Origin of the sequence: Mesorhizobium ventifaucium (assembly GCF_935822925.1) — a bacterium.
Classification (GTDB): domain Bacteria; phylum Pseudomonadota; class Alphaproteobacteria; order Rhizobiales; family Rhizobiaceae; genus Mesorhizobium; species Mesorhizobium ventifaucium.
The window spans coordinates 260,358-284,282 of sequence record NZ_CAKXZS010000012.1; the positions used below are offsets into that span (position 1 = coordinate 260,358).

Sequence of the window (23,925 nt, forward strand, 5' to 3'; positions counted from 1 at the left end):
CGGCGATTACCACAAGCCGGCGGACTAGGCCATGATCCCGAACCGAAGAACCGCGTCAGCCAGCGCCGCCGGGCGCGCCGGCGTCTTCGCGCGGCGCCGCGGCCAGATCGTCGCGCGCCTTGCGCGCCAGTTTCCTTGTCGAGCGCCTGGGGCTGTCGCCGAACAGATCGGCTGCCGCGGCGAGACAGGTCTTTTTCAGGCTTTTCTCCGAGCGCTTCAACAGCTTGCTCAGGAGCCGCGTTTCTTGAGGAGAGCCGAGCGGCCGGTCGTCGGCATCGAGAAGCGCACGCAGGACGAACACATCATGCAATTCGCCCAGCTGTTCGCCGAGTTCGTCGACCGCCTTGCGCCGGGCCTTGATCGGCGTCGGCCACAGCCTTCCGAGCAGCGACAGGTGCATGCCGTGAGTCTTTGCCGCCTTGCGCAGATCGTGGAAATCGTTGGCCTCACCGCGGGAGCCTGCCTTGTCCAGCGCCTTTCTGGCGCGACGCAAAGTGATGCGGGCGCCTTCGGCAAGCACATCGGCGGCCTGTTCGGGCTGGTCGGGCAAGGCCAGCATATCGATCCGGCTGATGCCCTCCTGGCAAGCGGCAGTCGCGGCAACTATCGCGGCGCGGAGGCCAGCTCCACCATGCAATGCGTGCTGGCGCGCCACCAGCGTGTCGCGAACGACATCGAGACCGCCGCCAGCGCTTTGCTCGGGAAAGTTTTTTGCCAGTCGGTCGATGGTTTCAACCAGCGCGGCCGCCTCGCGCGGTTCGGCAAGCAGGGCAGCCACCTCTCGGTAGCATTGATTCTCGGTACTGCAAAATGTTTCGTTCCCGGGACGGACCAGGCGCAGCAAGGCACGCACCTTCTTCAGCCGCCTGCGGCATTTGTGCAGCGCCTGCTCCGGCCTGTCATGCGCCGCGTCCAGATGGACGAGCGCCTTGCCTATTTCCTCAGCGAGGATGCGCCTGACCTCGCCAGTCAACGGCAGACGCGGATCGATGCGATAGCTCATGCGGCGATCTCCGGAATCCCCTCGAGGGCGAGCGACGCGTTGTAGAACCTGTGCTCGCCGGTGACTTCGCGGCCGAGCCAATCTGGCAGCATTTCGTCCTGCACGTCCTGCGGCGTCTCAAGCTCGGCGACCACCAGACCGCTAAGCATCCCGCCGAAGACATCGACTTCATAGAGATGGCCGCGGTGCCTAACATGGTGACGTGTCTTCTCGATGACACGTCCGATGGCGAAGGCCAGCATCTCTTCCGCGTCCGCCAGAGCAATTGGATATTCGAATTCGTCGCGTTCGCGGGCCTTGCTGCCGAATTTGAGCGTCAGCTTTGCCGAGGCGCCGTCGCTGATGCGCACGCGGACCGAGCGGTCGGGCGCGGCAACGAGATAGAACTGCCGAATGCGGATGTCCGCTTCGACCAGAGCCCGCCAGCCATCGCCGGAGACCAGGAACTTGCGCTCGACTTCCTTGACCATGGCTTCGCACTAAAGCGCGTGCGACTGGAGATGGCAAGGTGGAGATCGGCAAAGCTTGACTTTAATCATTCGATTGATTAAATTGCGGATCATGAGCAAACCGGCAAACGCCAAAATTCCGCGACGCGAGGCATCCCCCGCCGACATGACGCGCGCGGCACTTGTTCGCGCAGCGCTGAAGCTGTTCGGACGCCAGGGTTTCGACGGCACCTCGACGCGCGAGATCGCGTCTGAGGCCAGGGCCAATATCGGCTCGATCGCCTATCATTTCGGCGGCAAGGAAGGGCTTCGCAACGCTGCGGCCGACTACATCGTCGACACCATCCAGACCATTGCTGGCCAAGCAATCGGCAATCTGCAAGGGCCAAGCGACTCAGAAACGGGCGACTCAGAAACGGGCGACCCCGAAGCGGCGCGGGCACAACTATTCACCGCACTGGAGCGGATGGTGGCTTTCATCGTGGCAAGGCCGGAGGCCGGCGAGATCGTGCAGTTCGTCCTGCGTGAGTTGTCGCATCCGACGGCGGCACTCGACCGCATCTATAATGGCGTGTTCGAGCCGACGCATCGCCGGCTCTGCCTGATCTGGGAGCAGGCGACGGGCGAGCCGGCCGAAAGCGAGGCTACCCGACTCACTGTGTTCACGCTGATCGGCCAGGTCGTCTATTTCCGCATCGGCCGCGAGGCGGTGATGCGCCGCATGGGCTGGCGCGCGATCGGCGACGCCGAGGCCACCAAGATCGCGGCGGCAGTGACGGATAATCTCGGCGCGATTTTGGCTCGGCGTCCTTTAACCGACCGGAAGGATGGTAGGTCATGAGTTTCCTCTGCTCTGTGCCGCTCGCCGCCCTGCTTTTCAGCGCCTGCGCACCGGCGGCGCCGCTCGCCGTCGGCTATGTCGAGGGCGACTATGTGCTGCTCGCGCCGATCGAGGTGGCGCAGGTCGAGACGATTTCGGTCAAGCGCGGCGACCGCGTCGCGCCGGGCACGCCGGTGGTGACGCTGGAAAGCGCCGACGCAAAAATAGCCGTCGCGCAAGCCGAGGCGGCCCTTGCCCAGGCCCAGGCGCAACTTGCCGACCTGCAGGTCGGCAAGCGGCCCGAAGAGATCGAGGTGCTCAAGGCGCAGGTCGACATGTCCAAGGCGCAAGCCGCCGACGCCAAACGCAGATACAACCGCGCCAGCGATTTGTTCAAACGCGGCACCGGCACCCAGGCCGATTATGATACGGCTTCCGCGACGCTGGAAATTGCCAACGCGCAGCTCGGCCAGGCGGAAGCCAATCTTGCGGTCGGCGGCCTTCCGGCACGGCCCGAGACGATCAAGGCCGCCGACAATCAGGTCAGGCAGGCGCAATCGGCGCTGGAGCAAGCGCGGTGGCGGCTGTCGAAGCGTGTGCTGGCGGCGCCTTCGTCCGGCCGCATCAACGATGTGATCCGCTATCCCGGCGACACCGCCGGCCCGACCGCGCCGGTCATTTCGATTCTGCCGGACGGCGCGGTGAAGCTCAGCGTCTATGTGCCGGAAAGCGCATTCTCATCGGTAGCAGTCGGCACGCTGCTCAACGTCCATTGCGACGGCTGCGGGCCGGACGTGAAGGCTCGCGTCAGCTACGTGTCGCCGGACCCGGAATTCACGCCGCCGGTGATCTACTCGCTCGAGACCCGGCAGAAGCTGGTCTATCTGGTCGAGGCTCGGCCGGAGGGTGACGCCGGCGCGCTGCAACCGGGGCAGATCGTCGATGTCGAACTGGCGGATATCGGCAAATGAACGTCATAGACGTCCACGGCCTGGTCAAGCGTTTTGGTGACAAGACCGTCGTCGACCATGTGACGATGACGCTGGCCGAGGGCGAGATCGTCGGCTTCCTCGGCCCCAACGGCTCGGGCAAGACGACGACCATCCGCATCATGTGCGGCCTGCTGACGCCGGATGAGGGCGAAGGCACGGTGCTCGGCTTCGACATCCGCTCAGACAGTCTGAGGATCAAGCGCGAAGTCGGCTATATGACGCAGAAATTCTCGTTCTACGAGGATCTGACCATCGCCGAGAACCTTGAATTCGTGGCGCGGCTCTATGGGTTGAAGCCGCTCAACGAGCATGTGGCTAGGACGCTGGAGGATCTTGGCCTCACCTCGCGCAAGGACCAGTTGGCCGGCACGCTGTCCGGTGGCTGGAAGCAGCGGTTGGCACTGGCCGCCTGCATCATGCACAAGCCGAGATTGCTGCTGCTCGATGAGCCGACGGCGGGCGTCGATCCGAAAGCCAGGCGTGAATTCTGGGACGAGATCCATCGGCTGGCCAGCGGCGGGCTGACCGTGCTGGTCTCCACCCACTACATGGACGAGGCCGAGCGCTGCCACCGCATCGGCTACATCTCCTACGGCAGGATGCTGGCCACCGGCACGGTCGACGAGGTGGTCAGGAATGCCGGGCTGACGACCTTCGTCGTGCAGGGTCCGCGCCTCGACCAGGTCGCTGCCGCACTCAGCGGGCGGTCCGGCGTCGACCAGGTGGCGCCGTTCGGCGCGACGCTGCATGTCGTTGGTTCCGACAAGACGGCGCTTCAGGCAGCCCTCGCCGATGTCGAGAAGGAGCACAAGGGCGTGACGGTTTCGCCAGGCGAGACCAGCCTGGAGGATGTGTTCATCCAGTTCATGTCCGGCTCGAAGGACAATATGGGATGAAAAACGGCATAAACAGCGTCTTTTCCTTCGCCAGGCTCGGTGCGCTGCTGATCAAGGAGTTCATCCAGATGCGGCGCGACCGCATCACCTTCGCCATGATGCTGGGCGTGCCGCTGATGCAGCTGGTGCTGTTTGGCTATGCCATCAACAACGATCCGAAGAGCCTGCCGGCAGCCTTGGTGGCGATGAGCAGCGATCCTTATACGCGAGCCGTGGTTTCGGCGCTGCAGACCACCGGCTACTACCGGTTCGACCATGTCGCGCAAAGTGCCGCCGAGGCGGAATTCCTGATGGCGCGTGGCGACGTCGCCTTTGTCGTCACCATTCCCGCCGATTTTACCCGGCGAGTCGAGCGCGGCGACCAGCCGCAAATCCTAATCGAGGCTGATGCCACCGACCCGGCCGTCACCAGCGGAGCCATTTCGACGCTCGGCACCGTCGCCAACCAGGCGCTGCTCAGGGCGCGCGGCATGCAGGAGGCGGCCGCCGAAGCTGCCCGAGGCCAGCTCGAAGTCGTTGTCCACCGACGCTACAATCCGGAAGGCATCTCGCAATACAACATCGTGCCCGGTCTGCTCGGCGTCATCCTGCAGATGACGATGGTGATGATGACCTCGATCGCGCTGACGCGCGAGACCGAGCGCGGCACGATGGAAAACCTTCTGGCGATGCCGTCCAGCCCGCTCGAAATCATGCTGGGCAAGGTGCTGCCCTATCTGGTGGTCGGCGCCGTGCAAGTGGTGGTGGTGCTGGCGGCGGCCAAGCTGCTGTTTGGCGTTCCCTTCACCGGGTCGTTGTCGCTGCTGCTATCGGCGGTTCTGGTCTTCGTGCTGGCGCTGGTGCTGCTCGGCTACACCATCTCGACGATGGCGCGCACGCAGATGCAGGCGCTGCAGCTCACCTTCTTCTTCTTCCTGCCGTCGATCCTGTTGTCGGGCTTCATGTTCCCCTATCGCGGCATGCCTGGCTGGGCGCAGATCTTCGGCGAGATCCTGCCGCTGACGCATTTCCTCCGCATCATCCGCGCGGTGATGCTGAAGGGCGCCGACCTGCCGGCGGTCGCAACCGAAATCGGCTGGCTGGTGGTGTTCGTGGCGCTGTTTGCCGGCGTGGCGCTGGTGCGGTTCCGCCGGACACTGGACTAATGCATCTCACCTAGCTTTGGCCGCGTTTGGCCTTCTCTTCATTCGCCAGATACTGGTGGACAAACGCAATCGCCATGCTGCCCTCGCCGACCGCTGAGGCGACCCGCTTGACCGGGCTCAGGCGTACGTCGCCGCATGCGAAAACGCCGAGCGCGCTGGTTTCGAGCAAATAGGGGTCGCGGTCGTGCGACCAGCCCCCGGCCTTCTTCACATCGTCCCCGGTCAGCACGTATCCGCGGGCATCGCGCACGACGTCGGCCCGCAGCCACTCGGTCTCTGCGTTGGCGCCAATGAAAACGAACAGCCCGCCGCAATCGTGCCGGCTCACCTCGTTGCCGGCCTTGTCGAGAATGTCGATCGCCGTCAGGTGAGTCTCGCCGTGCACGGCCTGGACTTCGGATCGAAGCTGCACTTTTACGTTCGATTTCGCCCTGAGCTGCTCGATCAGGTAGTGTGACATACTGTCAGCAAGCGACGGGCCCCGCACGAGCAGTGTCACGCTGCGCGCATGGCCCGAAAAATGCAGTGCTGCCTGGCCGGCCGAGTTGCCGGCGCCGATCAGGAAGACATCCAGTCCATGGGTGGTGCTTGCCTCGCTGCGCGCGGCTCCATAATAGACGCCCTTGCCGATAAGCCGGTCGAACCCGTCGATGGCGAGACGACGCCATGTCACCCCGGTCGCAAGAATGAGGCTGCGCGCCCGCACGGCATCGGTGCCGTCGAGAAACAGCTGGTGCGTCGCCGGATCGATGCCGGCGACGGAGCGGGTGACAAGGATTTCGGCGCCCAGCCGCCTCGCCTGCTGCAGCGCGCGACTGGCCAGTTCGTCGCCGGAGATTCCGCTGGGAAAGCCGAGATAGTTCTCGATCCGCGACGATGTCCCCGCCTGTCCGCCAGGCGCCTCGCGCTCGACGACGACGGTGCGCAGCCTCTCGGATGCGCCGTAGACCGCCGCGGCAAGGCCGGCCGGCCCGCCGCCAATGATCGCGACATCGTACTCGGCGCCGCGCGGGCGCGTTTGCAGCCCCAGGCGTATTGCAAGATCGCGCACGAGGGGATTCTCCATGATCTCTCCGTCCGCCAGCCGGGCAACGGGACCATCGAGAGCCGGCCTGCCCAGGGCAGACCAGAAAGCCTCGGCATCGGATGTGTCGGGCAACAGCCAGGTGAATGAGATCTGGTTGCGGGTCAGAAATCGGCGCAGATCACCGCACGCCGTGTCCCAGCGATGGCCGACCAATGTCACGCGCGGCTTCTGCGGCTCGGCAGTGACGCTCTGCAGCCCGCCCATCCGCTCGCGGGCGAGCGCGCCGACCTTCTGGGCCACGTCCTTTGAAACCGCGGCGACGGAATAGTACTGCTGAACCTCGATCCGCATCACGCGGGACGGTTCGGCGGCGCGATACCCGCCCGGAAAACCGGTGCCCAGGGCAATCGGCACCTCACCGAAGATCGTTCCCGGCAGCCGCCAGCCGAGCGTCCGCTCGACGCCGTCGAAGGTCTTTACGACTTCGATCCTGCCGGCGACAACAGCAAACAGCACGGCCTCTCCGCCCTCGTGAACCGCGAACTCTCCGGGGCTGAGATGGAGGTCAGCCGCTGTCCGCGCCAGCCGCTCGAGCTCGCGCGGCGGCAAACCCGAAAACAACGGGATTGCTCCCACTTCATCAACTGTCAGCATGGTCCCTCGCGGGAGCCAGTTAGCGTTGTTTTCCCGTTTTGATCAACTGAAAAAGGGCGGAGTCTCGCCTTGGCGGATAGCGTGAAGCAGTACCCTTTGAAAGCGCATTGGGTTGTGCCGATAGGCATGATCATTCGGATCGAGGTTCATGCGGGCTTCCCGGGACCGGCGGCAACTCAGGCGCGTCCAGTCCTTTGAAGGGATTGCGCCAGGCGTCGATCTCTTCCAACTGGCGGTACCAGCGACTGACCGAAGGATAATCGCCAAGCGGCAATCTGGCGACATCGTTGAAGGGCAGAAACGTCGCCATTCGAAAGTCGGCATAGGAAACCGAATTTTCGACCAGCCAGTCTCGCTCGGAAAGCGCGTCCTCAAGTGTTGCAGCGGCCGTGCGAAAGTCTCTCAGCCCCTCCTCAACCCGGTGCTGATCGATCGGGCCGATCCCATAGCGCTGCTTGGTGCCGCGTTCGAAATGCACGACGTCGCAAGCTCTCGCGAAGTTCTCTTTGCCCCAACTGAGCCATCGGATCATCTCGGGTTCGTCGTCGCCGGTGCGCCAGAGATCCGAATGCGCGTCGCGTGAAAGCCGGCAGGCTATGGCGTCAGCCTCCCAGAGGCTGTTTCCCGAGCCTACGAGTATCGGCAATGAAAGATTGGGATTTAGCGGGCGATATCGCTCAGCCTGCCCGGGAGCGAAGGGGGAGGCAAATTCGAACTCGACCTTTGCGTTGAGATAACGTGCCACGGCGACCGCGAGGCGAGGATTGGGATTGCGGCTGAAGAGCAGTTTCATTCCGTGTCAGCCTTTGAATGGCACCGGATGCGACTGTAGGTCCGAAGGGCGCTTTGACAGTTTGTATCGGCGCTCGACCGGAACTGGTCGCCAACTAGGCCGCGGCCATGATCTCCGCATAGGTGCTGAAATCGACATTGCCCCCTGACAGCACCACGGCGACGCATTTGCCGGATAGCTCGATCTCGCCCGATGACAGCGCGGCCAGCCCGACGCCGCCGCCGGGCTCGACCACCAGCTTGAGATGGGCCATGGCGTCGCGCATCGCCTGTGCCGCCGCTCTGTCGGACACCGCAATGCCGCCGGCGAGATTCCGGCGGTTGATCTCGAAGGTGATCGCGCCCGGCTCGGTGGTTAGGAGCGCGTCGCAAATCGAAGTGTGGCCGGGTTCGATCGGAACCCGGGCACCTCTGGCCAGTGACCGACAGGTGTCGTCGAAATGCTCGGGTTCCACGGCCCAGACTGCCGTGCCCGGCGAGGCGTCCTTGACTGCAATGGAGATGCCGCTGCTCAGGCCGCCGCCGCCGCAGGGAATGACGACTGCGTCGAGGCTCACCCCGAGCGCTTTCGCCTGCGCCATCAGCTCGAGGCCGATCGTTCCCTGGCCGGCGATGATGGCCGGATCGTCGAATGGCGGGACCAGGACCATGCCCCGTTCCATGTACGGGCGAACCACCGCCATGCGATCGTCGCGAAACCGGTCGAACGGAACCACTTCGGCGCCCATTTTCCTGACATTGCCGACCTTCATCGCCGGCGCATCGGTGGGCATGGCGATAACCGCCTTGACGCCGAACATCGCCGCCGACGCGGCGACGCCTTGCGCATGGTTGCCCGACGAAAAGGCGACGACGCCACGGCTGCGCTCCTCGTCGCTCAGCGACGACAGTTTGTTGTAGGCGCCGCGGAACTTGAACGAGCCGGTGCGCTGCAGCGTCTCCGGCTTGAACAGGATCCTGGCGCCGAAGCGCTTGTTCAGCTCAGGCGATTCGATCAGCGGCGTTTCGACGATCAGGCCGGACAATCGCGCTGCTGCGCGGTTGATGTCGGCGATGCCGGGAGGGGTGGTCATGGCGAGGTCCTGCAGAATGAGATCGCCCATGTGCACGGAAAACCAGGCCGCGCACCACTGCAAAAATGTAACCGACACAATTCGTGGATTGAGAGCAGAGCGAGGCGCCTATCAAGCGCCCCGACGTTTGCAATTGGCCGAAGCGTCCCCAACTTCGGTCGAAGGTAGGAGATCTTCGCCGACCGCTCCTCACCCCAAAAGCGTCCGTTGCCGCTTGGCGCCACCCATCTTGCGCCAGGTGTTGAAGCGATGGGTGGCGGCGGCGAAGGATATCTTCATCTGCTGGGCGACCGAATAGCGCGACTTGCCCTCGTCGAACAGGCGGTAGCAGCATTCGACGCCCTCCTCGGTCAGCTTGCCGTCGGGGGCCTTGTTGTGCGGATTGGCCGGGTCGAATTTTTCGACCTGCTGCTCGACCAGGCCCTTCAGGCGCTGCAGATCGGCCTCGATGCTGGCGATCAGGTCGAGAACGGGTTTCGGCTCAAATGCATAATGGGTGGGCTGTTTCGCCGGCATCCGGATTCCTTTCTCTTGGCTTAAGCCCGATATATAGGTGAACATTCGCCAATAATGAAGGGCTGGCGGAGGACCCCCGCAGCCAATAATTTTGAACCACCGGCCACGAGCGCGATTGACCAACGGTGCGCCAAACCATAGTTTAGAATTATTCTAAACTAGGGCGGATTTCTCATGCTTTCCCGTGTTTTTGGTTTTGGTCGCCGTCCGTTCGAGTCGCTCTCGGAGCAAGAGACCCTGGCGCTCGCCATCTCTTCCGAAGAGGATGACGGGCGTATCTACCGCGCCTATGCCGACGGGCTGGCGGATAGGTTTCCGCATTCGGCCAAAGTGTTCGAGGAAATGGCGGAGGAGGAGGACGGCCATCGCGACTCGCTGATCGAGCTTCACCGCGAGCGCTTTGGCGAGCGCATTCCGCTGATTCGGCGCGAGCATGTGAAGGGCTATTACGAGCGCAAGCCCGACTGGCTGGTGCGGCCGCTCGGCATCGAACATGTGCGCCAACAGGCCGAGGCGATGGAGCGTCAGGCCTACCTGTTCTACGTCGAGGCGGCGAAACGCACCAGCGACGCCTCGACGCGAAAGCTGCTCGATAATCTGGCGTTGGCCGAACAGGGCCACGAGACGCTGGCGCAGCGGCTGGAGCAAAAGCATGTGCCGGGCGCGGTGAGGGACGAGGAGGCAGCCGCCGAGCAGCGCCAGTTCATCCTGACCTATGTGCAGCCGGGACTGGCCGGGCTGATGGACGGATCGGTGTCGACGCTGGCGCCGATCTTCGCCGCTGCGTTCGCCACGCACGACACGTTCCAGACCTTCCTGGTCGGGCTTGCCGCCTCGATCGGCGCCGGCATCTCGATGGGCTTCACCGAGGTCGCCTCCGACGACGGCAAGCTGTCGGGCCGCGGCTCGCCGGTGAAACGCGGCATCACCACTGGCGTGATGACGGCGCTGGGTGGCCTCGGTCACGCCTTGCCCTACCTCATTCCCTATTTCTGGACCGCGACAATTCTCGCGGTTGTGGTGGTGTTCTTCGAACTGTGGGCGATCGCCTTTGTGCAGAACCGTTACATGCAGACGCCGTTCTGGCGCGCCGCCTTCCAGGTGGTGCTGGGCGGCGCGCTGGTGTTTGCGGCTGGAGTGCTGATCGGGAATGCCTAGCAGCCCCCTGCCTTCTCCCCTTGTGCGGCCCGAAGGGCGGGCGAGACCCGTGACCTGCCCCGGGCGGTGGATTGGCGCGCAGCGCCAAGACGGAACGGGGGTGTTGGACGGAGTGCCGCGGTTGCCATGCTAGAGCACCCCTCATCCGACCGAGCTTCGCTCGGCCGCCTTCCCCCACAAGGGGAGAAGGAAGAGCCGCTCCACAAAGCAGCTCTCATCCATGCAGGGCAAGGCTGTCCTCAGGCGCCTCGGCCCGTTCGGTCAGGCCATAGTCGCGCACGACATGGGCGATGCGCAGACGGTAGCCGGCAAAGATGCCGCCGCGGCCGGCCTTCTGCGCCTGCCTATGTTCCTCCGTGTTGCGCCAGGCTTTCACCGCCTCCTCGTCGCGCCAGAACGACAGCGACAGGATCCGGTTCGGATCGACGAGGCTCTGGAAGCGTTCGATCGACAGGAAACCGTCCATGCCGTCGAGCAGCGGCCGCAGGTCGGCGGCGATGCCGAGATAGGCGTCGCGCTTGCCTGTTGCCGGCTCGACCTCAAAGATAACGGCGATCATAGCTTCACCAGAGAGGCGTGCGGCCCGGATGCGAGTTTCAGAAAAGTCCGATCCTCTTTCAGGATGAATTTTTCACGCCGGGCGAACTCGTAATTGGCCCTGCCGGCCGGGTCGGCGGCGAGCCGGAAACGGTAGGCTTCGTAAGCCGCCAGGCTGTCGATGTTATAGGCGGCATAGGCTGTCGTGGCCGAGCCCTCATGCGGCGCGAAATAACCGATCAGATCGGCGCCGCAGCGCGGGATCGCCTGGCCCCAATTGCGGGCATATTCCTCGAATGCTGCCTTGCCGAACGGGTCGATCTCGTAGCGGATGAAGCAGGTGAGGGTCATATCTTTTGTCTCCTTTGCTGAAATTGATTCGTTGCGCCGTAGTTCGAGCGGGGTCGAAACGTTCAGCGGAGCGATATGCTAGGCGATTTCTCCAGTGTCATGCTTGCCAGAAGGATTTCGCGCATTCGCGGCGAACGTCTTCCGGCGTCAGGCCAAGGTCGGACAAAAGGTGCTCGTCGATCTCGGCAAGGTCGAGGCGCTGCAGATGACGATCGTACCACCGCGCCAGCAGCCGCAGATGCCACCCCCGCAAGATAATGAACGGAAACGGCCGGCGGCCGAAGCCGCTGACAAACACGGTGTGGGGAACGGTTCTTGCGGTCATCGTCGTCTCCTTGATCTCAGCAGAGGATAGTGGTTATCTGACGTCAATGCTTCGATGAGGGACGAACTATGCGTGAAGGACCAGACATAGCCCGCATCGCCAGCCTGGTCGGCGATCCGGCGCGGGCAAACATGCTGACCGCGCTGATGGGTGGCACGGCACTGACAGCTAGCGAACTGGCGCTCGAGGCCGGCGTCTCGCTGCCGACCGCCAGCTCACATCTGTCGAAACTGATGGAGGGCGGGCTGCTGACGCTGGCAAGCCAGGGGCGGCATCGCTACTACGGGCTTGCTGGGCCGCAGGTCGCAGGCATGATCGAGACGATCACCGGTGTCGCCGCTGCGGTCGGGCCGCAGCGGGTCCGGCCCGGTCCGCGTGATGCGGCCATGCGCGTGGCGCGGGTCTGCTACGACCACCTCGCCGGCGCACAGGCAGTGGCGATGCTGGATCGTCTTGTCGCTCGACAAGTGCTCCTGCGCGACGACAAGGAGATCAGGCTTGGGCCGTCAGCCGCCGCGCATTTCGCCGGGATCGGCATCGATGTCGAGAGCAAGGCGCGGCGCCCGGTGTGCCGGGCCTGCCTCGACTGGAGCGTGCGGCGCACGCATCTGGCCGGCACGCTCGGCGCGGCCATCCTCGACAAGATCCTTTTGGAAAAATGGGCGCGGCGCGAAAAGGACAGCCGCGCGGTGATCTTTTCGCCGATGGGCAAGCAGGCGTTCGAGAAGGTGTTTCTCGGCTGAAAGATGATCAGCCGCGCTTGAGCAGCTTGCCCTGCTTGAAAAAATCCACCCAGGGATCGGCTTTCGCCAACTGTTTTAGCGTCGTCTTGTCGCCGATCGGAAATGCGTTCGGCGCTAACCCGGCTTCAATTTCCGCCCAGGTCGCCGGCATCGATACTGTAGCGCCTTTCTTGGCCCGCGACGAATAGGATGCCACCGTGGTCGAGCCGCGGCCGTTGCGCAGATAGTCGACGAAGATCTTGCCGGTGCGGGCCTTCTTCGACAGCGTCGCTGTATACCGATCAGGGGCGGCCTGCTCGAGGGCGCGGGCGAAATCATGGGCGAAGTCCTTCGCCTCGTCCCAATCCGCCGACGGTTTCAGCGGAACCACGACATGATAGCCCTTGCCGCCCGACGTCTTGACGAAATTCGGCAACGACAGCTCATCGAGCCGGCCGTGAATTTCAAGCGCCGCCGCGCGCACCGCTTTCACGTCGACGCCTTCGTCGGGATCGAGATCCAAGATGATCTGGTCCGGCTTGTCCAGTTCGTCGACGGTGCAGCCCCAAATGTGGATCTCGACCACCCCGAGCTGGACCAAGGCAGCGACACCGTCGAAATCACGGATGAACAATATCTCCTCGCCGTCCGTCGGATCCTTCATCCTGGCGATCTTGTCATGCATGCCGGCCGACGCATGCTTCTGGAAGAAGCGTTGGCCGTCGACGCCGTCCGGCGCGCGCACCAGGCTGAGCGGCCGATTGACGACGAATTGGTGCATGCGCGGCCAGACCAAAGCGTAATGGTCGAGCAGGCTTTGCTTCGACACTTTCTCCTGCGGCCACAGAAGCTTGTCGGGATGAGAAAGCTTTACGACGGTGTCTGCCGCCACGGCGGATTTGACAGAGGTGGATATCTCGCCATTGCCGCTGGCAGGCTTTGCCTTGCTCCCGGCAGGCTTTGCCTTAGTGTCGGCCTTGCCTGCGGGTGCTTTCGGCTTTTCCTGCACGACTTCCTCCGCCAGTTTATCCTCGCGCAATCCCTGGAACGAGCGTGGCGCATTATATGGTCGACGTCCAGGAACGGAAAGTGAGGCAAAGCAGGGTTGCCCCGGCTTTGCCTCTCAAGAGTGCTATTCGGCGGCCTGAAGGTTGACCTTGGCTTCCGCGATCTCGGTAAGCTTGCGGTCGGTCGCCTGCTCTTCCTTGATGTTGTTGGTCAGGACATTGGCGCAGTCGGTGCGGCCAAGCTGCTTGGCCCAGGCGATCAACGTGCCGTAACGGGTTATCTCATAGTGCTCCACCGCCTGCGCGGATGCGATCAGGGCGGCGTCGAGGACGTCCTTGTCGTCGATGTCGCCGCTGACTTCATCGGCTTCCTCGAGAATGCCGTCGATGGCCGGACAGTTGACCGTCTTGGCCTTCACGCCATGCAGTTCGAACACCTTCTCGACCCGCTCGATATGACCTTTGGTCTGGCCGAGATGCTTCTCCAGGCCGGCTTTCAGCTGCGGGTCGGTCGCCTTGTCGATCATCTTCGGCAGCGACTTCTCGATTTGTTTCTCGGCGTAATAGATGTCGCGCAGCGTGTGGACGAAGAGGTCGTCCAGCGTCTTGATGTCTTTCGAAAAGAAACCCATGGCTTTGCCTTTCCATTGTTCTTGCTGTGTTGGGGGTTCCGGCGGCGGTTCCGCTCGGAGCCGCTGGGCGGGTGGTCCCGGCCCTCAGCGTCAACGTGCTTCTATCGGACGGGTTCCTGGCTTTCCCGAATAAGCAGGGAAATTTGACCAAGCACGGAAATTTCGCGGAACCGGCAAAATTGAAACACAAGCGCGTCGGAGCGACATCCAAACGAAACATATGTGATGCAAAAGTCACACTAGCCGGAATGCCGACGAACTGCATGGAAAGACCCCGAATCAGCCGCATTCCAGCCACGAACCAAGGCCTTTTTGACCAAAGATTAACATCGTGTTCACCGAGTATTCACGCCTCGACGCTATGATCCCACGAAATCGGAAGGGACATCCGAAATCGGGACAGGGACAGGGAAAATGAACTTCTTGACGCGCCTCATCGGCTACGCTGCCGCCATCCGCGAATTCGTCGCGCCGACCTATCGGCCGGAGCGCTATTACATGCGCGGCCCAGGCCCCGCTTGCGCACGCCGCGGCCACACGCTCGGCATCAGCGCGCACTGATGACGACCATGGAAAGCCGTCACGACAGCCGGATATGCAGGCCGGCCGCCGATCACCGTGGGACCACCTATCGCACGGAACGTCCTGGGCTCGCCGACAGGCGTGCGACAACACCAAGGTTCTGAGATTCTAGGGGCTTCGAGATTCTGGGGCTTCGATCTCGCCGCCGGCGAGCTTAGCTAGTGTCGTTTGACACCAAGCAGCCGGGACTCGCGTGACCGCCCAGTGGCTGCGAGATCCCTTCCGCCGAGTTGGCCTCCGAAAATCTAGAGCGGGATTGCGGTCGTCTCCTTGGCGGTTCGAATTACAAACATGGTGTAGTACCGCGCAACATTCGTCCGATCTCGGAACAACCGCTCGCACAAAGTGTCAAACTCGTCCATATCCATCAGGCGCAGCATAAGGACAGCGTCGGTCGAGCCGCTTACACTGTAGGCCTGGATCACCGCTGGTTCCATGACGGCAAGCTCGAGGAAGCGGCGCATGTGTTGCTCGCCGTGGCGCTCCAGCTCGACCGTGACGATAGCCTTCATCCCCCTGCCGGCCTTGGCTGGATTAAGTAGCGCGACAACGCGGTCGATGACACCGGCTGACTTAAGCCGCCGTATACGGCGCAAGCAGCTGGACGGCGAAAGCCCGACCTCCGCCGCCAGGTCGGCATTGGTTCGCGAAGCGTCTTCTTGCAAAAGCTTGAGAAGCTTGCTGTCGACCCGTTCCATTCCGGTCCTCCGTTGTCGCCTACCGGCTTGCAATATTATTGCACAAGACCGCAAATTTTGACCACAAATGCGAACCGTCTCACGGTAGTCATTTGGCGTCAATCACGGAGACATCGCCATGGCAGTGCAGGCCGCCCTCTATCGGAAGACGCTGGAATCGCTTGAGATCTATTGGGAATTGGTTCGCATCATCGTTCCGGTCACGATAGTCACACAGATCCTGCAGGATCTTGGTGTCATCCGGGCGATCTCTCCGTTCTTCGCGCCTCTCATGACGCTGGTTGGACTGCCGCCCGAGCTCGCCCTTGCCTGGCTGACAGGATTGCTGGTGGGAATTTGGGGCGCGGCGGTGATCGTGTTCACGCTGGCCCCGGTTTCAACGCTGAGCACTGCCGACATGACCGTTCTTTCAACCCTTTTGCTATTTGCGCATGCCATTCCGATTGAACAACGCATCATTCAGAAGGTTGGACCAAGCTTCGTGATCACTGCGGCGCTTCGTATTGGCGGTGGATTGATCCTTGCCATGCTCCTGCACCAGATATTCGCAGCAACCGGATGGCTATCCGAGCCGCTGAAGCCGGCGTGGATACCAATGGGCGAAGGCACTGATTGGAGCAGTTTTTTTCTAAGCATGCTCAAAACCCTGACAACCATGCTCGTCATTCTCCTCGCACTAAGCTGGCTGATCGAGCTACTCAAGATGGCGGGCATCCTGGGTTGGCTGAACAAGGGGCTTGCACCGCTCTTTCGTCTTGCCGGCATCCAGTCACAAGCGATACCGTTCACTGGGGTCGGTCTGCTTCTTGGAATTTCCTATGGCGCGGGACTGCTGATCCGCGAGGCGCGCACGACCAGCGTAGAGCCGCGCCAGATCTTCCTCGCTTGCGTGTTTATGGGCTTTGCCCACAGTCTCATAGAGGACACACTGGTTGTCATCGCTCTGGGTGCAGACTTCACCAGTGTGTTTTTCGTTCGCCTGATCTTTGCCGTGCTCGCAACCGCGTTGATCGCCCGGGCAATCAGTTCGGCTTCCGACATTCTGTTTTTCAAAGCATTCTTCCGCAAGGAGGAACGTCGGCTTGCTCAGTCGGAATCCGGGTTTGGCGGGTAACGATGGAGCGTCTTCGGCCCGCGGGATGTGGTGTGCCCGGCACTCGACATCCGACAAAGCCCTGGAGGATGAGGTCCCGCACCCCCTTGCCGATCGTCCGCTACCGCGGCTGGCTCGAACCTTCGCACGGCTCCAGCACGGTCGTGTCGCCTGCCGCATTGCCCAGTTCGCGGCAGCCCTGAACCGTGCACAGCGTCCAGCCTTCATCCGTCGCGCCAGAGGCCGCGAGCACGAGGCGCCGCTGCGGCGCCATCTTGGGTTTATAGACCCACCAACCGTCCCGCAGCACCGAGCCTTCCGGCGGTTCCATGCCGGCGCCCGAGCCCTTGATCCGTGCCTCGGCGACCTGCAAGCCGGAAGGCGTCACCTTCCAGTTCTCCTGCCAATGCGTCTTTTCCACCGAATGCGTCCAGGCGAGCGTGAAGGCGGCCACCGTGAGCGTCACCGTCTTGCCGGCGGCGATGATACAGAGGCTCATGCGGTGGCTTGCCGCGCCCGCCAGCAGTGCCAGCCGATCCAGGCGACAGAGAGCGCCCAGCCGGCTTCGTCGGTGACAGGCAGTGCGGCTACCAGCAACACGCCGGCGGCGAAGGCGACGAGACGTTCCCACCAGGCCATGCGCCGGGCGAGGAACCCGACGGCGGCTGCGCCCCACAGGGCAATGCCCATGCAGGCCTTGGCGACGATATAGGCGACCTCGACGGGATAGCCGAACTGAGCGGCGATCGGGCCAGGATCCTGCAGCATCAGCGCCGGGGTATAGACCGCCATGAACGGCACGACAAAGCCGGCGACGGCAAGCTTGGTGGCCTGGATGCCGATCCTGAGGCCGCTTTCCTTGGCCATCGGCGCGGCGGCGAAGGCGGCCAGCGCCACCGGCGGAGTGAGGTCGGCCATGATGCCGAAATAGAAGACGAACATATGGCTGACCACCAGCGGCACGCCGAGTGACAGCAGTGCCGGCCCGGCCAGCGACGAGGTTATGATGTAGTTGGGGATCGTCGGTATGCCCATGCCGAGCACCAGGCAGGTGAGCATGGTCAGCACCAGCGACAGGAACAGATTGTTTTCGCCGATTGAGATGATCCAGCCGATGAAGGTGGAGGCGATGCCGGTGAGCGTCAAAGTGCCGATGACGACGCCGACGATGGCGCAGGCGATGCCGACCGGCAACGCGTTCTTTGCGCCCTCGGCAAGCGAATCTATGCATATCTGCAGCGTCTCGCGTCCGCCCCTGAAGGTGACGCAGGCGATGACGAGCCCGGCGATGACAAAACTGAGGATGTTGACGCCGAACCTCATGAAGGAGGCTGCGGCAAGCCCTAGCGCCAGCCAGAAGACGATGCGGAAGGCAAGCGGCCCGATCAACGCCGCCAGCGGCGTGCCGAGGATGAGCACGATGGTCAGCGCCAGCCCCATGGTGCCGGCGAAGATCGGCGTATAGCCGGCAAACAGCAGATAGATGAGCGCGGCCAGCGGCAGCACCAGCGGCCAATGTCTTCTCACCGCGTGCCACGGATTGGGCAGGTCAGCCTTGGCCATGCCCTGCAGGCCGGCCTTGCCGGCTTCCAGGTAGACCTGCCAGAAGCAGGCGCCGAAATAGAGCAGCGCCGGGATGATCGCTGCCTTGACCACCTCGGCATAGGGAATGTTCAGCGTCTCGGCCATGATGAAGGCGACCGCGCCCATCACCGGCGGCATGATCTGGCCGCCCATCGAAGAGGTCGCCTCGACCGCGCCGGCGAAAGCCGAACGGAAGCCGAAGCGCTTCATCAGCGGGATGGTGAACTGGCCGCTGGCCACCACATTGGCGACGCCGGAGCCGGAAATGGTGCCCATCAGCGCCGAAGATAGAACGCAGACCTGGGCCGGGCCGCCGCGCCACGTGCCGACCAGGCCAAGCGCGAAATCGTTGAACAGTGCGATCATGCCGGCGCGTTCGAGAAAGGCGGCGAAGACGACGAAGATGAAGATATAGGCGGCCGAGACGTAGACCGGCGTGCCGTAGATGCCTTCGGTGCCAAAGGCGAAGGTGTCGATGAGCTGTGTGAAATCATAGCCGCGATGGATGAAGGGCGGCGGCAGGTGATTGCCGAAGAAAGCGTAGGCGAGAAAGATCAGGGCGATCAGGGCAAGCGGCAGCCCCATCAGCCGCCGCGCGGCCTCGAAGACCAGAACGACCAGCACCGTGCCGATGATCAGGTCCGGCGTGGTAAGGAAGCCGGAGCGCCGGATGAGGTCGGCATAGAACACCCAATTGTAGAGGCCGGTGGCAAAGCCGACCAGGCCGAGCGTCCAGAACGCTGCTTTGGCCGGTATGCTTGTGGCGCGCAGGTTGGCGACCAGGCCGAAGCCGAGCAGCAGCAAGAAGCCAACATGCATGGCGCGCACCACCTGGCTCGGCAAGCTGCCATAGGCGGCGATGTAGATCTGGAAGACGGAGAAGGCGATGGCGATGAGAAAGGCGGCCGTGCCGGCGATGCCTTCGCCGAAACCCGGCGGCAGGCCTTCGACCGGGGCTTCGGCGGTTGGGGAAAGAACGGTCGGGGTTTCGGGATGGGCGTCGGTCATTGGCGGGTTCCTGGCGGGGCGCCCCTCCGCCTCGAGGGGAGGGTGGACAGCCGCCGAAGGCGGATGGACGGGTGGGGTAACCTCAACTGCCTCGGCCTTTGCCTGAATATGGAGCGCGTCGCCGAGGACCCCTCCCGACCCTACGGGCCACCCTCCCCTCAAGGGGGGAGCGGCCCTACTTCACCAACCCCTTTTCCTTGTAATACCGCTCGGCGCCAGGATGCAGCGGCACCGGCATGCCGTCGAGCGCCTTGGCCATGTCGATCGCCTTGGCGGCGGCGTGGGCAGCAGTGAGCTGGTCGAGATTTTCGAACAGCAGCTTGGTCATCTGATAGCCTGTCTCGTCGGAGACGTCGGCGTGGGTGATGAGGAAATTGCCGACGGCGGCGGTCGCAACGTCCTCGGTCTGGCCTTCATAGGTGCCCTTGGGAATGGTCACCGAAAGATAGGGCGAGCCGATCTTGGCGACGTCCTGCGCCGGTACGGCGACGACGTTGATCGGCACCGACGTGGCAAGGTCGCGGATCGAGGCGACGCCGAGGCCGGCCGATTGCAGCGTGGCGTCGAGCTGGCGGTTCTTGATCAGTTCGACCGATTCGGCGAAGGGCAGATACTCGACCCGTCCAAGATCCTCATATTTCAGCCCGGCGGCGGCGAAGATGGCGCGGGCGTTGAGCTCGGTGCCGGAAGCCGGCGCGCCGACCGACAGGCTCTTGCCCTTGAGGTCGGCAAGCGTCTTGATGCCGGACTCCTTGCTGGCAACGATCTGGATATAGTTGGGATAGATGGCGGCTATGCCGCGCAGCTTGTCGAGCTTGCCCGGGAAGCCGGCTTCGGTGTTGCCCTCGGCGGCCAGTTTGACGGCATCGCCGAGCGCGAAGGCGATCTCGCCCTTGCCCTGCTGCAACAAATTTAGGTTCTCGACCGAAGCCTTCGTCGCCTGCACCTGGGTGCGGGCGCCCTCAATGCCCTTGCCGTAGATTTCCGACAGTGCGACGCCGAGCGGATAATAGACGCCCGAGGTGCCGCCGGTCAGCACGTTGATGAATTCCTGCGCCTTGGCCGACGCCGCGCCAAGGCCCAGCGACAGCGCCAGCGCACCGGCGGCAATAAACTTCGTCCTGAAATTATGCATGTGATCTCCTCCCTGAAATATCTGCCACCGCACGACCCAAGGCGAGTTTAGACAGCGGGCAGGAAATGCCAACCCGCAATTGCGCCGATTAGACCAACGGTCGACGCCGCTGGACATGCAGGCTTGCGCGAGATGCCATCCGAGCCGAAAGATTTTTGCAGCGCCTGTCGAAATCGGGCGAGGACGCGCGACTTTGGATCGGCCGGCAACGACGCGGCCTTCGAAACCACGGGAGAAGACCATGCGATACATGCTTTTGATCTACAATGACGAAGCCGCAATGGCGAATGCGCCGCGCGTGAGCACCGAGCAGACCCTCGCGGCCTACGGCGCTTATACCGAAGCGTTGAAGAAATCCGGCGCATGGCTGGCCGGCGACCGGCTGCGCCCGACCCAGGCGGCCACCTCTGTGCGGATGGCCAACGGCAAGACCAACGTGCTCGACGGCCCGTATGCCGACACCAAGGAGCAACTTGCCGGTTTCTACATGATCGAGGCGACGGACATCGACACGGCCATCGAATGGGCTGCGCGCTGTCCGGCAGCCAGCACCGGCACGGTCGAGGTGCGACCGATCTGGGAAATGACGGAGTACTTATCTGAGAAATGACCATGTGATGGACAGTCGCCCGGAGATCGCGCGGGCGGCGGCGGAAGCGGCCGCCCGGCAAAGCTACGGCAAGCTGATCGCCTACCTCGCATCGCGCATGCGTGACGTGGCCGGCGCCGAGGACGCGCTGGCCGACGCCTTTGCGGCGGCGCTGGAGCGCTGGCCGCAAACCGGCGTGCCCGAGAAGCCGGAAGCCTGGCTGCTGGCGGTGGCGCGCCGACGCCGCGTCGACGCGATCCGGCGGCGGCTGACCAGCGAGACGGGCCGCGACCATCTCAGGCTGATCGCCGAGGAGATCGAGGCACGCATGGCCGACGAAGACCTGCCCGACGAGCGGCTGCGGCTGATGTTTGCCTGCGCCCATCCGGCGATCGAGGCCGGCGTGCGCGCGCCGCTGATCCTGCAGACCATTCTGGGCTTCGACGCGGCGACGATCGCCTCGGCCTTCCTGGTGTCGCCGGCAACGATGGGTCAGCGCCTGGTGCGCGCCAAAAGCCGCATCCGCGAGACCGGCATTCCGTTCCGGGTGCCGGAGCGGGCAGAGGTTGGTGAGCGGCTGGATGCGGTGCTGGAAGCGATCTACGCCGCGTTCGCCGAAGGCTGGGCCGACCCGGACGGCACCGAAACCCGGCGCCGCAATCTGGCGACCGAAGGCATCTGGCTCGGCCGGCTGGTGGCGTCGCTTATGCCGGATGAGCCGGAAGCGCTCGGCCTGCTGGCGCTGATGCTGTTTGCCGAGGCGCGGCGTGCGGCGCGGCGCAACGCCGCCGGAGACTATGTGCCATTGGCCGAACAGGAGCTTGCGCTGTGGGACGGCGCCTTGATCGACGAAGCGGAGACCCTGCTCAGGCGCGCCGCGACCAAGGGCGTCGTCGGCCGCTATCAGCTCGAGGCAGCCGTGCAATCCGCCCACACGACGCGGCGGCTGACCGGGCGGACCGACTGGGCAGCGATCAGGCATCTTTACGACGCGCTGTCGGTGATTGCCGCCTCGCCTGTCGTGTCGATCAACCGCGCGGTGGCCATTGCCGAGGCCGACGGCGCGGCGGCGGGATTGAGCGCACTTGACCGACTTGGCGACGACAAGCGGCTGCATGATTATCAGCCTTATTGGGCCGCCCGCGCTGGCCTCCTGGCCAGGCTCGGCAAAACTCGGGAAGCGGCCGCAGCCTATGACCGGGCGATCGGCCTCGAACGTGATCCTGCCGTGCGCCGGTTCCTGCAGGAACGGCGGGCGGGGCTCGCAGCCGAAGAATGAGGTCCGGGAAAGGCCGGGCGTCAGACATGATCCGATGTTTGGGATTTACGGCCGAGCGCTGGCGCCGCCCCTCATTGCCCTGCCGGGCATTTCTCTCGTAAACGGGGAGAAAGAGACTGGTCGCGGTGTCGGTCTTTTTTCTGCAACGTTGGCGATTGGCGAAGCCGTCAATGAGAGCTCCCCTCGCCCCGTTACGGGGAGAGTATGCCGGCAGGCAGGTGAGGGGCAGCGCCGGCTTCGACAATCAGCGGGCGATACGGAAGCGCAGGAAACCGCAACCGCAGGCCGGCACAAATATCAATATGCCCTAAGCCCCCAGCCCTTCGAACAGGATCGTCGACAGATAGCGCTCCGCGAAGGATGGAATAACGACGACGAGGTTCTTGTCCTTGTTCTCCGGCCGCGAGCCGACGACGATCGCCGCCTGCAGGGCGGCGCCCGACGAGATGCCGACCGGCACGCCTTCGAGGCGGGCGACGAGCCGTGCATTGGCGACCGAATCCTCGTTGGAGACCTTGACGATCTCGTCATAGATGGTCGTGTCGAGGATTTTCGGCGCGAAGCCGGCGCCGATGCCCTGGATCTTGTGCGGGCCGGGCTGGCCGCCCGACAGCACCGGCGAGGCTTCCGGCTCGACGGCGACGACATGCACGGAGGGCTTGCGCTGCTTCAGCACCTGGCCGACGCCGGTGATGGTGCCGCCGGTGCCGATGCCGGCGACGAAGATGTCGACTTCGCCATGAGTGTCGTTCCAGATTTCCTCGGCAGTGGTGCGGCGGTGAATTTCCGGATTGGCAGGATTTTCGAACTGCTGCGGAATGATGGCGTCGGGCAGCGTCGCGGCCAACTCGTCGGCCTTGGCGATGGCGCCTTTCATGCCTTTCGGCCCTTCGGTCAGCACCAGCTCGGCGCCGAGCAGCGCCAGCATCTTGCGGCGTTCGACCGACATAGTCTCCGGCATGGTCAGGATCAGCTTGTAGCCCTTGGCGGCGGCGGCGAAGGCGAGCGCGATGCCGGTGTTGCCCGAGGTCGGCTCGATCAGCGTGGTCCTGCCGGGCGCAATCCTGCCCGATGCCTCCAGCGCCTCGATCATCGAGACGCCGATGCGATCCTTGACCGAGCCGATCGGGTTGAAGAATTCGAGCTTGGCCAGCAGATTGGAAACGATGCCCTTTTCATTGGCGAACTTGTCGAGCCGCACCAGCGGCGTATCGCCGATCGTCTCGGTGATCGAATTGTAGATGCGGCCGCGGCCGGGCATGTGCGCGGTGGTGGCGGGCTTGTTCATTGGTTTCGCTCCCCAGAGGTCAGATGGGCAAGAGTCAGGCAGTTAGTGAGTCAGGCAGTTAGTGACTCAGGCAGGATAAAGCCTTCGGCCGCGCAAGCTAGTCTGCCGTTTGAAAATATCCGATGGGTCGCATGCTGAATTCATCCTCGCCCGTAGGTGACGCGCCAGATGCAACCGCTGCCGTCCTCGGCGATGGCCAGCGCCGTCCTTTGGCCACCGCAACACTGGCCGGTCGGCCCAGACCGCGTCGGCGGAGACGACGAAGCCGGTCATGAAATCCTCATGTTCGCCGGTCGGCTTGCCGCCCTTGAACCTTTCGGGCTCAGTTTCCGGCGGCGTAGAAATCGTCGTCGAGGCGCTTTTCCAGCGCGACGAGATCGGCCGGCAGCGGCAGGCCCATGGCGCGCATCTCCCTCAGCTTTTCGCGCAACTGCTCCTGCACTTCATGCTGATCCTCGGGCTGGTTGATCATCTGCTCGAGCAACAGGCTGATCTGAGCCTTGAATGATTCCAGCGCCATTTTTTTCTCCTTGAGGTTCCCTAAAGCGTGTCGCGTTTGAAGGTATTGGT

26 protein-coding genes and 1 pseudogene are annotated in these 23,925 nt (G+C 63.5%); 10 read left to right on the top strand and 17 right to left on the bottom strand.

What is annotated here, in order from left to right; translation table 11 throughout:
- Positions 1–55: 55 nt before the first annotated feature.
- The gene (locus NMG70_RS12250) at positions 56–1,003 is read right to left on the bottom strand and encodes a CHAD domain-containing protein (RefSeq protein ID WP_254024751.1); all 948 of its coding nucleotides are present in this window, start codon (positions 1,001–1,003) and stop codon (positions 56–58) included.
- Complete coding sequence (locus tag NMG70_RS12255) at positions 1,000–1,473, bottom strand: CYTH domain-containing protein (protein WP_254024752.1); 474 nt, start codon at positions 1,471–1,473, stop codon at positions 1,000–1,002. Before NMG70_RS12255 ends, NMG70_RS12250 begins: the two co-directional genes overlap by 4 nt.
- A 91-nt stretch (positions 1,474–1,564) precedes the next feature.
- Between NMG70_RS12255 and NMG70_RS12260 the strand changes: the two genes are divergently transcribed.
- The 4 genes from NMG70_RS12260 to NMG70_RS12275 are packed head-to-tail and all read left to right on the top strand — an operon-like array spanning position 1,565 to position 5,305.
- Positions 1,565–2,293: a CerR family C-terminal domain-containing protein gene (locus tag NMG70_RS12260; RefSeq protein ID WP_254024753.1), complete on the top strand. Its 729-nt coding sequence runs from the start codon at positions 1,565–1,567 to the stop codon at positions 2,291–2,293.
- The gene (locus tag NMG70_RS12265) at positions 2,290–3,243 is read left to right on the top strand and encodes an HlyD family secretion protein (RefSeq protein ID WP_254024754.1); all 954 of its coding nucleotides are present in this window, start codon (positions 2,290–2,292) and stop codon (positions 3,241–3,243) included. Before NMG70_RS12260 ends, NMG70_RS12265 begins: the two co-directional genes overlap by 4 nt.
- Positions 3,240–4,160 carry an ABC transporter ATP-binding protein gene (locus NMG70_RS12270; protein ID WP_254024755.1) on the top strand — a complete coding sequence of 307 codons (921 nt, stop codon included), beginning with the start codon at positions 3,240–3,242 and terminating at the stop codon, positions 4,158–4,160. The genes NMG70_RS12265 and NMG70_RS12270 overlap by 4 nt, the downstream gene beginning before the upstream one ends.
- Before the next feature lie 8 nt (positions 4,161–4,168).
- Positions 4,169–5,305 carry an ABC transporter permease gene (locus NMG70_RS12275; protein ID WP_254024823.1) on the top strand — a complete coding sequence of 379 codons (1,137 nt, stop codon included), beginning with the start codon at positions 4,169–4,171 and terminating at the stop codon, positions 5,303–5,305.
- Positions 5,306–5,315: 10 nt separating this feature from the next.
- Here the strand turns inward: NMG70_RS12275 and NMG70_RS12280 are convergent, their stop codons facing one another.
- The 4 genes from NMG70_RS12280 to NMG70_RS12295 all read right to left on the bottom strand — a co-directional run bounded on the left by NMG70_RS12280 (position 5,316) and on the right by NMG70_RS12295 (position 9,367).
- Positions 5,316–6,986 carry an FAD-dependent oxidoreductase gene (locus NMG70_RS12280; protein ID WP_254024756.1) on the bottom strand — a complete coding sequence of 557 codons (1,671 nt, stop codon included), beginning with the start codon at positions 6,984–6,986 and terminating at the stop codon, positions 5,316–5,318.
- A gap of 130 nt (positions 6,987–7,116) precedes the next feature.
- The gene (locus NMG70_RS12285) at positions 7,117–7,779 is read right to left on the bottom strand and encodes a glutathione S-transferase family protein (RefSeq protein WP_254024757.1); all 663 of its coding nucleotides are present in this window, start codon (positions 7,777–7,779) and stop codon (positions 7,117–7,119) included.
- A gap of 94 nt (positions 7,780–7,873) precedes the next feature.
- Positions 7,874–8,851, bottom strand: coding sequence for a threonine/serine dehydratase family protein (locus NMG70_RS12290; protein WP_254024758.1), 978 nt, complete (start codon positions 8,849–8,851; stop codon positions 7,874–7,876).
- A 189-nt stretch (positions 8,852–9,040) separates the two neighbouring features.
- Positions 9,041–9,367: a hypothetical protein gene (locus tag NMG70_RS12295; protein ID WP_254024759.1), complete on the bottom strand. Its 327-nt coding sequence runs from the start codon at positions 9,365–9,367 to the stop codon at positions 9,041–9,043.
- A 174-nt stretch (positions 9,368–9,541) separates the two neighbouring features.
- On the opposite strand from NMG70_RS12295, the gene mbfA reads away from it, so the two are divergent.
- A complete protein-coding gene (gene mbfA, locus NMG70_RS12300; protein ID WP_254024760.1) occupies positions 9,542–10,525 on the top strand; it encodes an iron exporter MbfA in 984 nt (327 codons plus the stop codon).
- A gap of 214 nt (positions 10,526–10,739) precedes the next feature.
- On the opposite strand, the gene NMG70_RS12305 is transcribed toward mbfA, so the two are convergent.
- From NMG70_RS12305 to NMG70_RS12315, 3 genes are all read right to left on the bottom strand, one after another.
- On the bottom strand, positions 10,740–11,084 hold the full coding sequence (locus NMG70_RS12305; protein WP_254024761.1) for an antibiotic biosynthesis monooxygenase family protein: 345 nt from the start codon (positions 11,082–11,084) through the stop codon (positions 10,740–10,742).
- Positions 11,081–11,413: an NIPSNAP family protein gene (locus tag NMG70_RS12310; protein WP_254024762.1), complete on the bottom strand. Its 333-nt coding sequence runs from the start codon at positions 11,411–11,413 to the stop codon at positions 11,081–11,083. The genes NMG70_RS12305 and NMG70_RS12310 overlap by 4 nt, the downstream gene beginning before the upstream one ends.
- A 97-nt stretch (positions 11,414–11,510) precedes the next feature.
- Positions 11,511–11,738, bottom strand: coding sequence for a DUF1127 domain-containing protein (locus NMG70_RS12315; protein ID WP_254024763.1), 228 nt, complete (start codon positions 11,736–11,738; stop codon positions 11,511–11,513).
- Positions 11,739–11,806: 68 nt separating this feature from the next.
- Here NMG70_RS12315 and NMG70_RS12320 point away from each other — a divergent pair, with 68 nt between their 5' ends.
- On the top strand, positions 11,807–12,481 hold the full coding sequence (locus NMG70_RS12320; RefSeq protein ID WP_254024764.1) for an ArsR/SmtB family transcription factor: 675 nt from the start codon (positions 11,807–11,809) through the stop codon (positions 12,479–12,481).
- Positions 12,482–12,488: 7 nt separating this feature from the next.
- Here the strand turns inward: NMG70_RS12320 and ligD are convergent.
- Together ligD and NMG70_RS12330 are read right to left on the bottom strand one after the other, a co-directional pair.
- Positions 12,489–13,548 (bottom strand): annotated as a pseudogene (gene ligD / locus NMG70_RS12325) (DNA ligase D); the annotation flags it as partial.
- 44 nt (positions 13,549–13,592) lie between these two features.
- On the bottom strand, positions 13,593–14,099 hold the full coding sequence (locus NMG70_RS12330) for a YciE/YciF ferroxidase family protein (protein ID WP_254024765.1): 507 nt from the start codon (positions 14,097–14,099) through the stop codon (positions 13,593–13,595).
- Positions 14,100–14,513: 414 nt separating this feature from the next.
- Between NMG70_RS12330 and NMG70_RS12335 the strand changes: the two genes are divergently transcribed.
- Positions 14,514–14,660 (top strand): hypothetical protein, encoded by a 147-nt coding sequence (locus tag NMG70_RS12335; RefSeq protein ID WP_254017643.1) that lies wholly within the window; start codon positions 14,514–14,516, stop codon positions 14,658–14,660.
- 266 nt (positions 14,661–14,926) lie between these two features.
- Here NMG70_RS12335 and NMG70_RS12340 read toward each other — a convergent pair whose 3' ends face one another.
- Positions 14,927–15,379 carry an Lrp/AsnC family transcriptional regulator gene (locus tag NMG70_RS12340; RefSeq protein WP_254024766.1) on the bottom strand — a complete coding sequence of 151 codons (453 nt, stop codon included), beginning with the start codon at positions 15,377–15,379 and terminating at the stop codon, positions 14,927–14,929.
- A gap of 118 nt (positions 15,380–15,497) precedes the next feature.
- On the opposite strand from NMG70_RS12340, the gene NMG70_RS12345 reads away from it, so the two are divergent.
- The gene (locus NMG70_RS12345) at positions 15,498–16,493 is read left to right on the top strand and encodes a nucleoside recognition domain-containing protein (RefSeq protein WP_254024767.1); all 996 of its coding nucleotides are present in this window, start codon (positions 15,498–15,500) and stop codon (positions 16,491–16,493) included.
- Between the two features lie 100 nt (positions 16,494–16,593).
- Here the strand turns inward: NMG70_RS12345 and NMG70_RS12350 are convergent, their stop codons facing one another.
- The 3 genes from NMG70_RS12350 to NMG70_RS12360 form a co-directional block, all read right to left on the bottom strand.
- Positions 16,594–16,971 (bottom strand): DUF1850 domain-containing protein, encoded by a 378-nt coding sequence (locus NMG70_RS12350; protein WP_254024768.1) that lies wholly within the window; start codon positions 16,969–16,971, stop codon positions 16,594–16,596.
- Positions 16,968–19,064 (bottom strand): TRAP transporter permease, encoded by a 2,097-nt coding sequence (locus NMG70_RS12355; protein ID WP_254024769.1) that lies wholly within the window; start codon positions 19,062–19,064, stop codon positions 16,968–16,970. The genes NMG70_RS12350 and NMG70_RS12355 overlap by 4 nt, the downstream gene beginning before the upstream one ends.
- Positions 19,065–19,239: 175 nt before the next feature.
- The gene (locus NMG70_RS12360; RefSeq protein ID WP_254024770.1) at positions 19,240–20,199 is read right to left on the bottom strand and encodes a TAXI family TRAP transporter solute-binding subunit; all 960 of its coding nucleotides are present in this window, start codon (positions 20,197–20,199) and stop codon (positions 19,240–19,242) included.
- A gap of 241 nt (positions 20,200–20,440) precedes the next feature.
- On the opposite strand from NMG70_RS12360, the gene NMG70_RS12365 reads away from it, so the two are divergent.
- The gene (locus tag NMG70_RS12365; RefSeq protein ID WP_254024771.1) at positions 20,441–20,809 is read left to right on the top strand and encodes a YciI family protein; all 369 of its coding nucleotides are present in this window, start codon (positions 20,441–20,443) and stop codon (positions 20,807–20,809) included.
- A gap of 7 nt (positions 20,810–20,816) precedes the next feature.
- Positions 20,817–22,067: an RNA polymerase sigma factor gene (locus tag NMG70_RS12370; RefSeq protein WP_254024772.1), complete on the top strand. Its 1,251-nt coding sequence runs from the start codon at positions 20,817–20,819 to the stop codon at positions 22,065–22,067.
- A gap of 307 nt (positions 22,068–22,374) precedes the next feature.
- Here the strand turns inward: NMG70_RS12370 and cysK are convergent, their stop codons facing one another.
- Both cysK and NMG70_RS12385 read right to left on the bottom strand, forming a co-directional pair.
- Positions 22,375–23,355, bottom strand: a complete 981-nt coding sequence (gene cysK / locus NMG70_RS12375; protein ID WP_254024773.1) for a cysteine synthase A — start codon at positions 23,353–23,355, stop codon at positions 22,375–22,377.
- 322 nt (positions 23,356–23,677) lie between these two features.
- Positions 23,678–23,875: a hypothetical protein gene (locus tag NMG70_RS12385; RefSeq protein ID WP_029347942.1), complete on the bottom strand. Its 198-nt coding sequence runs from the start codon at positions 23,873–23,875 to the stop codon at positions 23,678–23,680.
- Between the last annotated feature and the right edge of the window lie 50 nt (positions 23,876–23,925).

What these genes read in the sequence shown, in the direction of transcription:
- NMG70_RS12290 (WP_254024758.1), bottom strand. Translation starts at nt 8,851, where the DNA reads ATGACCACCCCTCCCGGCATCGCCGACATCAACCGCGCAGCAGCGCGA.
- NMG70_RS12340 (WP_254024766.1), bottom strand. Translation starts at nt 15,379, where the DNA reads ATGGAACGGGTCGACAGCAAGCTTCTCAAGCTTTTGCAAGAAGACGCT.
- NMG70_RS12250 (WP_254024751.1), bottom strand. Translation starts at nt 1,003, where the DNA reads ATGAGCTATCGCATCGATCCGCGTCTGCCGTTGACTGGCGAGGTCAGG.
- NMG70_RS12355 (WP_254024769.1), bottom strand. Translation starts at nt 19,064, where the DNA reads ATGACCGACGCCCATCCCGAAACCCCGACCGTTCTTTCCCCAACCGCC.
- NMG70_RS12330 (WP_254024765.1), bottom strand. Translation starts at nt 14,099, where the DNA reads ATGGGTTTCTTTTCGAAAGACATCAAGACGCTGGACGACCTCTTCGTC.
- NMG70_RS12285 (WP_254024757.1), bottom strand. Translation starts at nt 7,779, where the DNA reads ATGAAACTGCTCTTCAGCCGCAATCCCAATCCTCGCCTCGCGGTCGCC.
- NMG70_RS12360 (WP_254024770.1), bottom strand. Translation starts at nt 20,199, where the DNA reads ATGCATAATTTCAGGACGAAGTTTATTGCCGCCGGTGCGCTGGCGCTG.
- NMG70_RS12255 (WP_254024752.1), bottom strand. Translation starts at nt 1,473, where the DNA reads ATGGTCAAGGAAGTCGAGCGCAAGTTCCTGGTCTCCGGCGATGGCTGG.
- NMG70_RS12305 (WP_254024761.1), bottom strand. Translation starts at nt 11,084, where the DNA reads ATGATCGCCGTTATCTTTGAGGTCGAGCCGGCAACAGGCAAGCGCGAC.
- NMG70_RS12320 (WP_254024764.1), top strand. Translation starts at nt 11,807, where the DNA reads ATGCGTGAAGGACCAGACATAGCCCGCATCGCCAGCCTGGTCGGCGAT.
- NMG70_RS12265 (WP_254024754.1), top strand. Translation starts at nt 2,290, where the DNA reads ATGAGTTTCCTCTGCTCTGTGCCGCTCGCCGCCCTGCTTTTCAGCGCC.
- NMG70_RS12350 (WP_254024768.1), bottom strand. Translation starts at nt 16,971, where the DNA reads ATGAGCCTCTGTATCATCGCCGCCGGCAAGACGGTGACGCTCACGGTG.
- NMG70_RS12345 (WP_254024767.1), top strand. Translation starts at nt 15,498, where the DNA reads ATGGCAGTGCAGGCCGCCCTCTATCGGAAGACGCTGGAATCGCTTGAG.
- NMG70_RS12315 (WP_254024763.1), bottom strand. Translation starts at nt 11,738, where the DNA reads ATGACCGCAAGAACCGTTCCCCACACCGTGTTTGTCAGCGGCTTCGGC.
- NMG70_RS12280 (WP_254024756.1), bottom strand. Translation starts at nt 6,986, where the DNA reads ATGCTGACAGTTGATGAAGTGGGAGCAATCCCGTTGTTTTCGGGTTTG.
- cysK (WP_254024773.1), bottom strand. Translation starts at nt 23,355, where the DNA reads ATGAACAAGCCCGCCACCACCGCGCACATGCCCGGCCGCGGCCGCATC.
- NMG70_RS12370 (WP_254024772.1), top strand. Translation starts at nt 20,817, where the DNA reads ATGGACAGTCGCCCGGAGATCGCGCGGGCGGCGGCGGAAGCGGCCGCC.
- NMG70_RS12260 (WP_254024753.1), top strand. Translation starts at nt 1,565, where the DNA reads ATGAGCAAACCGGCAAACGCCAAAATTCCGCGACGCGAGGCATCCCCC.
- NMG70_RS12365 (WP_254024771.1), top strand. Translation starts at nt 20,441, where the DNA reads ATGCGATACATGCTTTTGATCTACAATGACGAAGCCGCAATGGCGAAT.
- NMG70_RS12295 (WP_254024759.1), bottom strand. Translation starts at nt 9,367, where the DNA reads ATGCCGGCGAAACAGCCCACCCATTATGCATTTGAGCCGAAACCCGTT.
- NMG70_RS12335 (WP_254017643.1), top strand. Translation starts at nt 14,514, where the DNA reads ATGAACTTCTTGACGCGCCTCATCGGCTACGCTGCCGCCATCCGCGAA.
- NMG70_RS12385 (WP_029347942.1), bottom strand. Translation starts at nt 23,875, where the DNA reads ATGGCGCTGGAATCATTCAAGGCTCAGATCAGCCTGTTGCTCGAGCAG.
- NMG70_RS12270 (WP_254024755.1), top strand. Translation starts at nt 3,240, where the DNA reads ATGAACGTCATAGACGTCCACGGCCTGGTCAAGCGTTTTGGTGACAAG.
- mbfA (WP_254024760.1), top strand. Translation starts at nt 9,542, where the DNA reads ATGCTTTCCCGTGTTTTTGGTTTTGGTCGCCGTCCGTTCGAGTCGCTC.
- NMG70_RS12310 (WP_254024762.1), bottom strand. Translation starts at nt 11,413, where the DNA reads ATGACCCTCACCTGCTTCATCCGCTACGAGATCGACCCGTTCGGCAAG.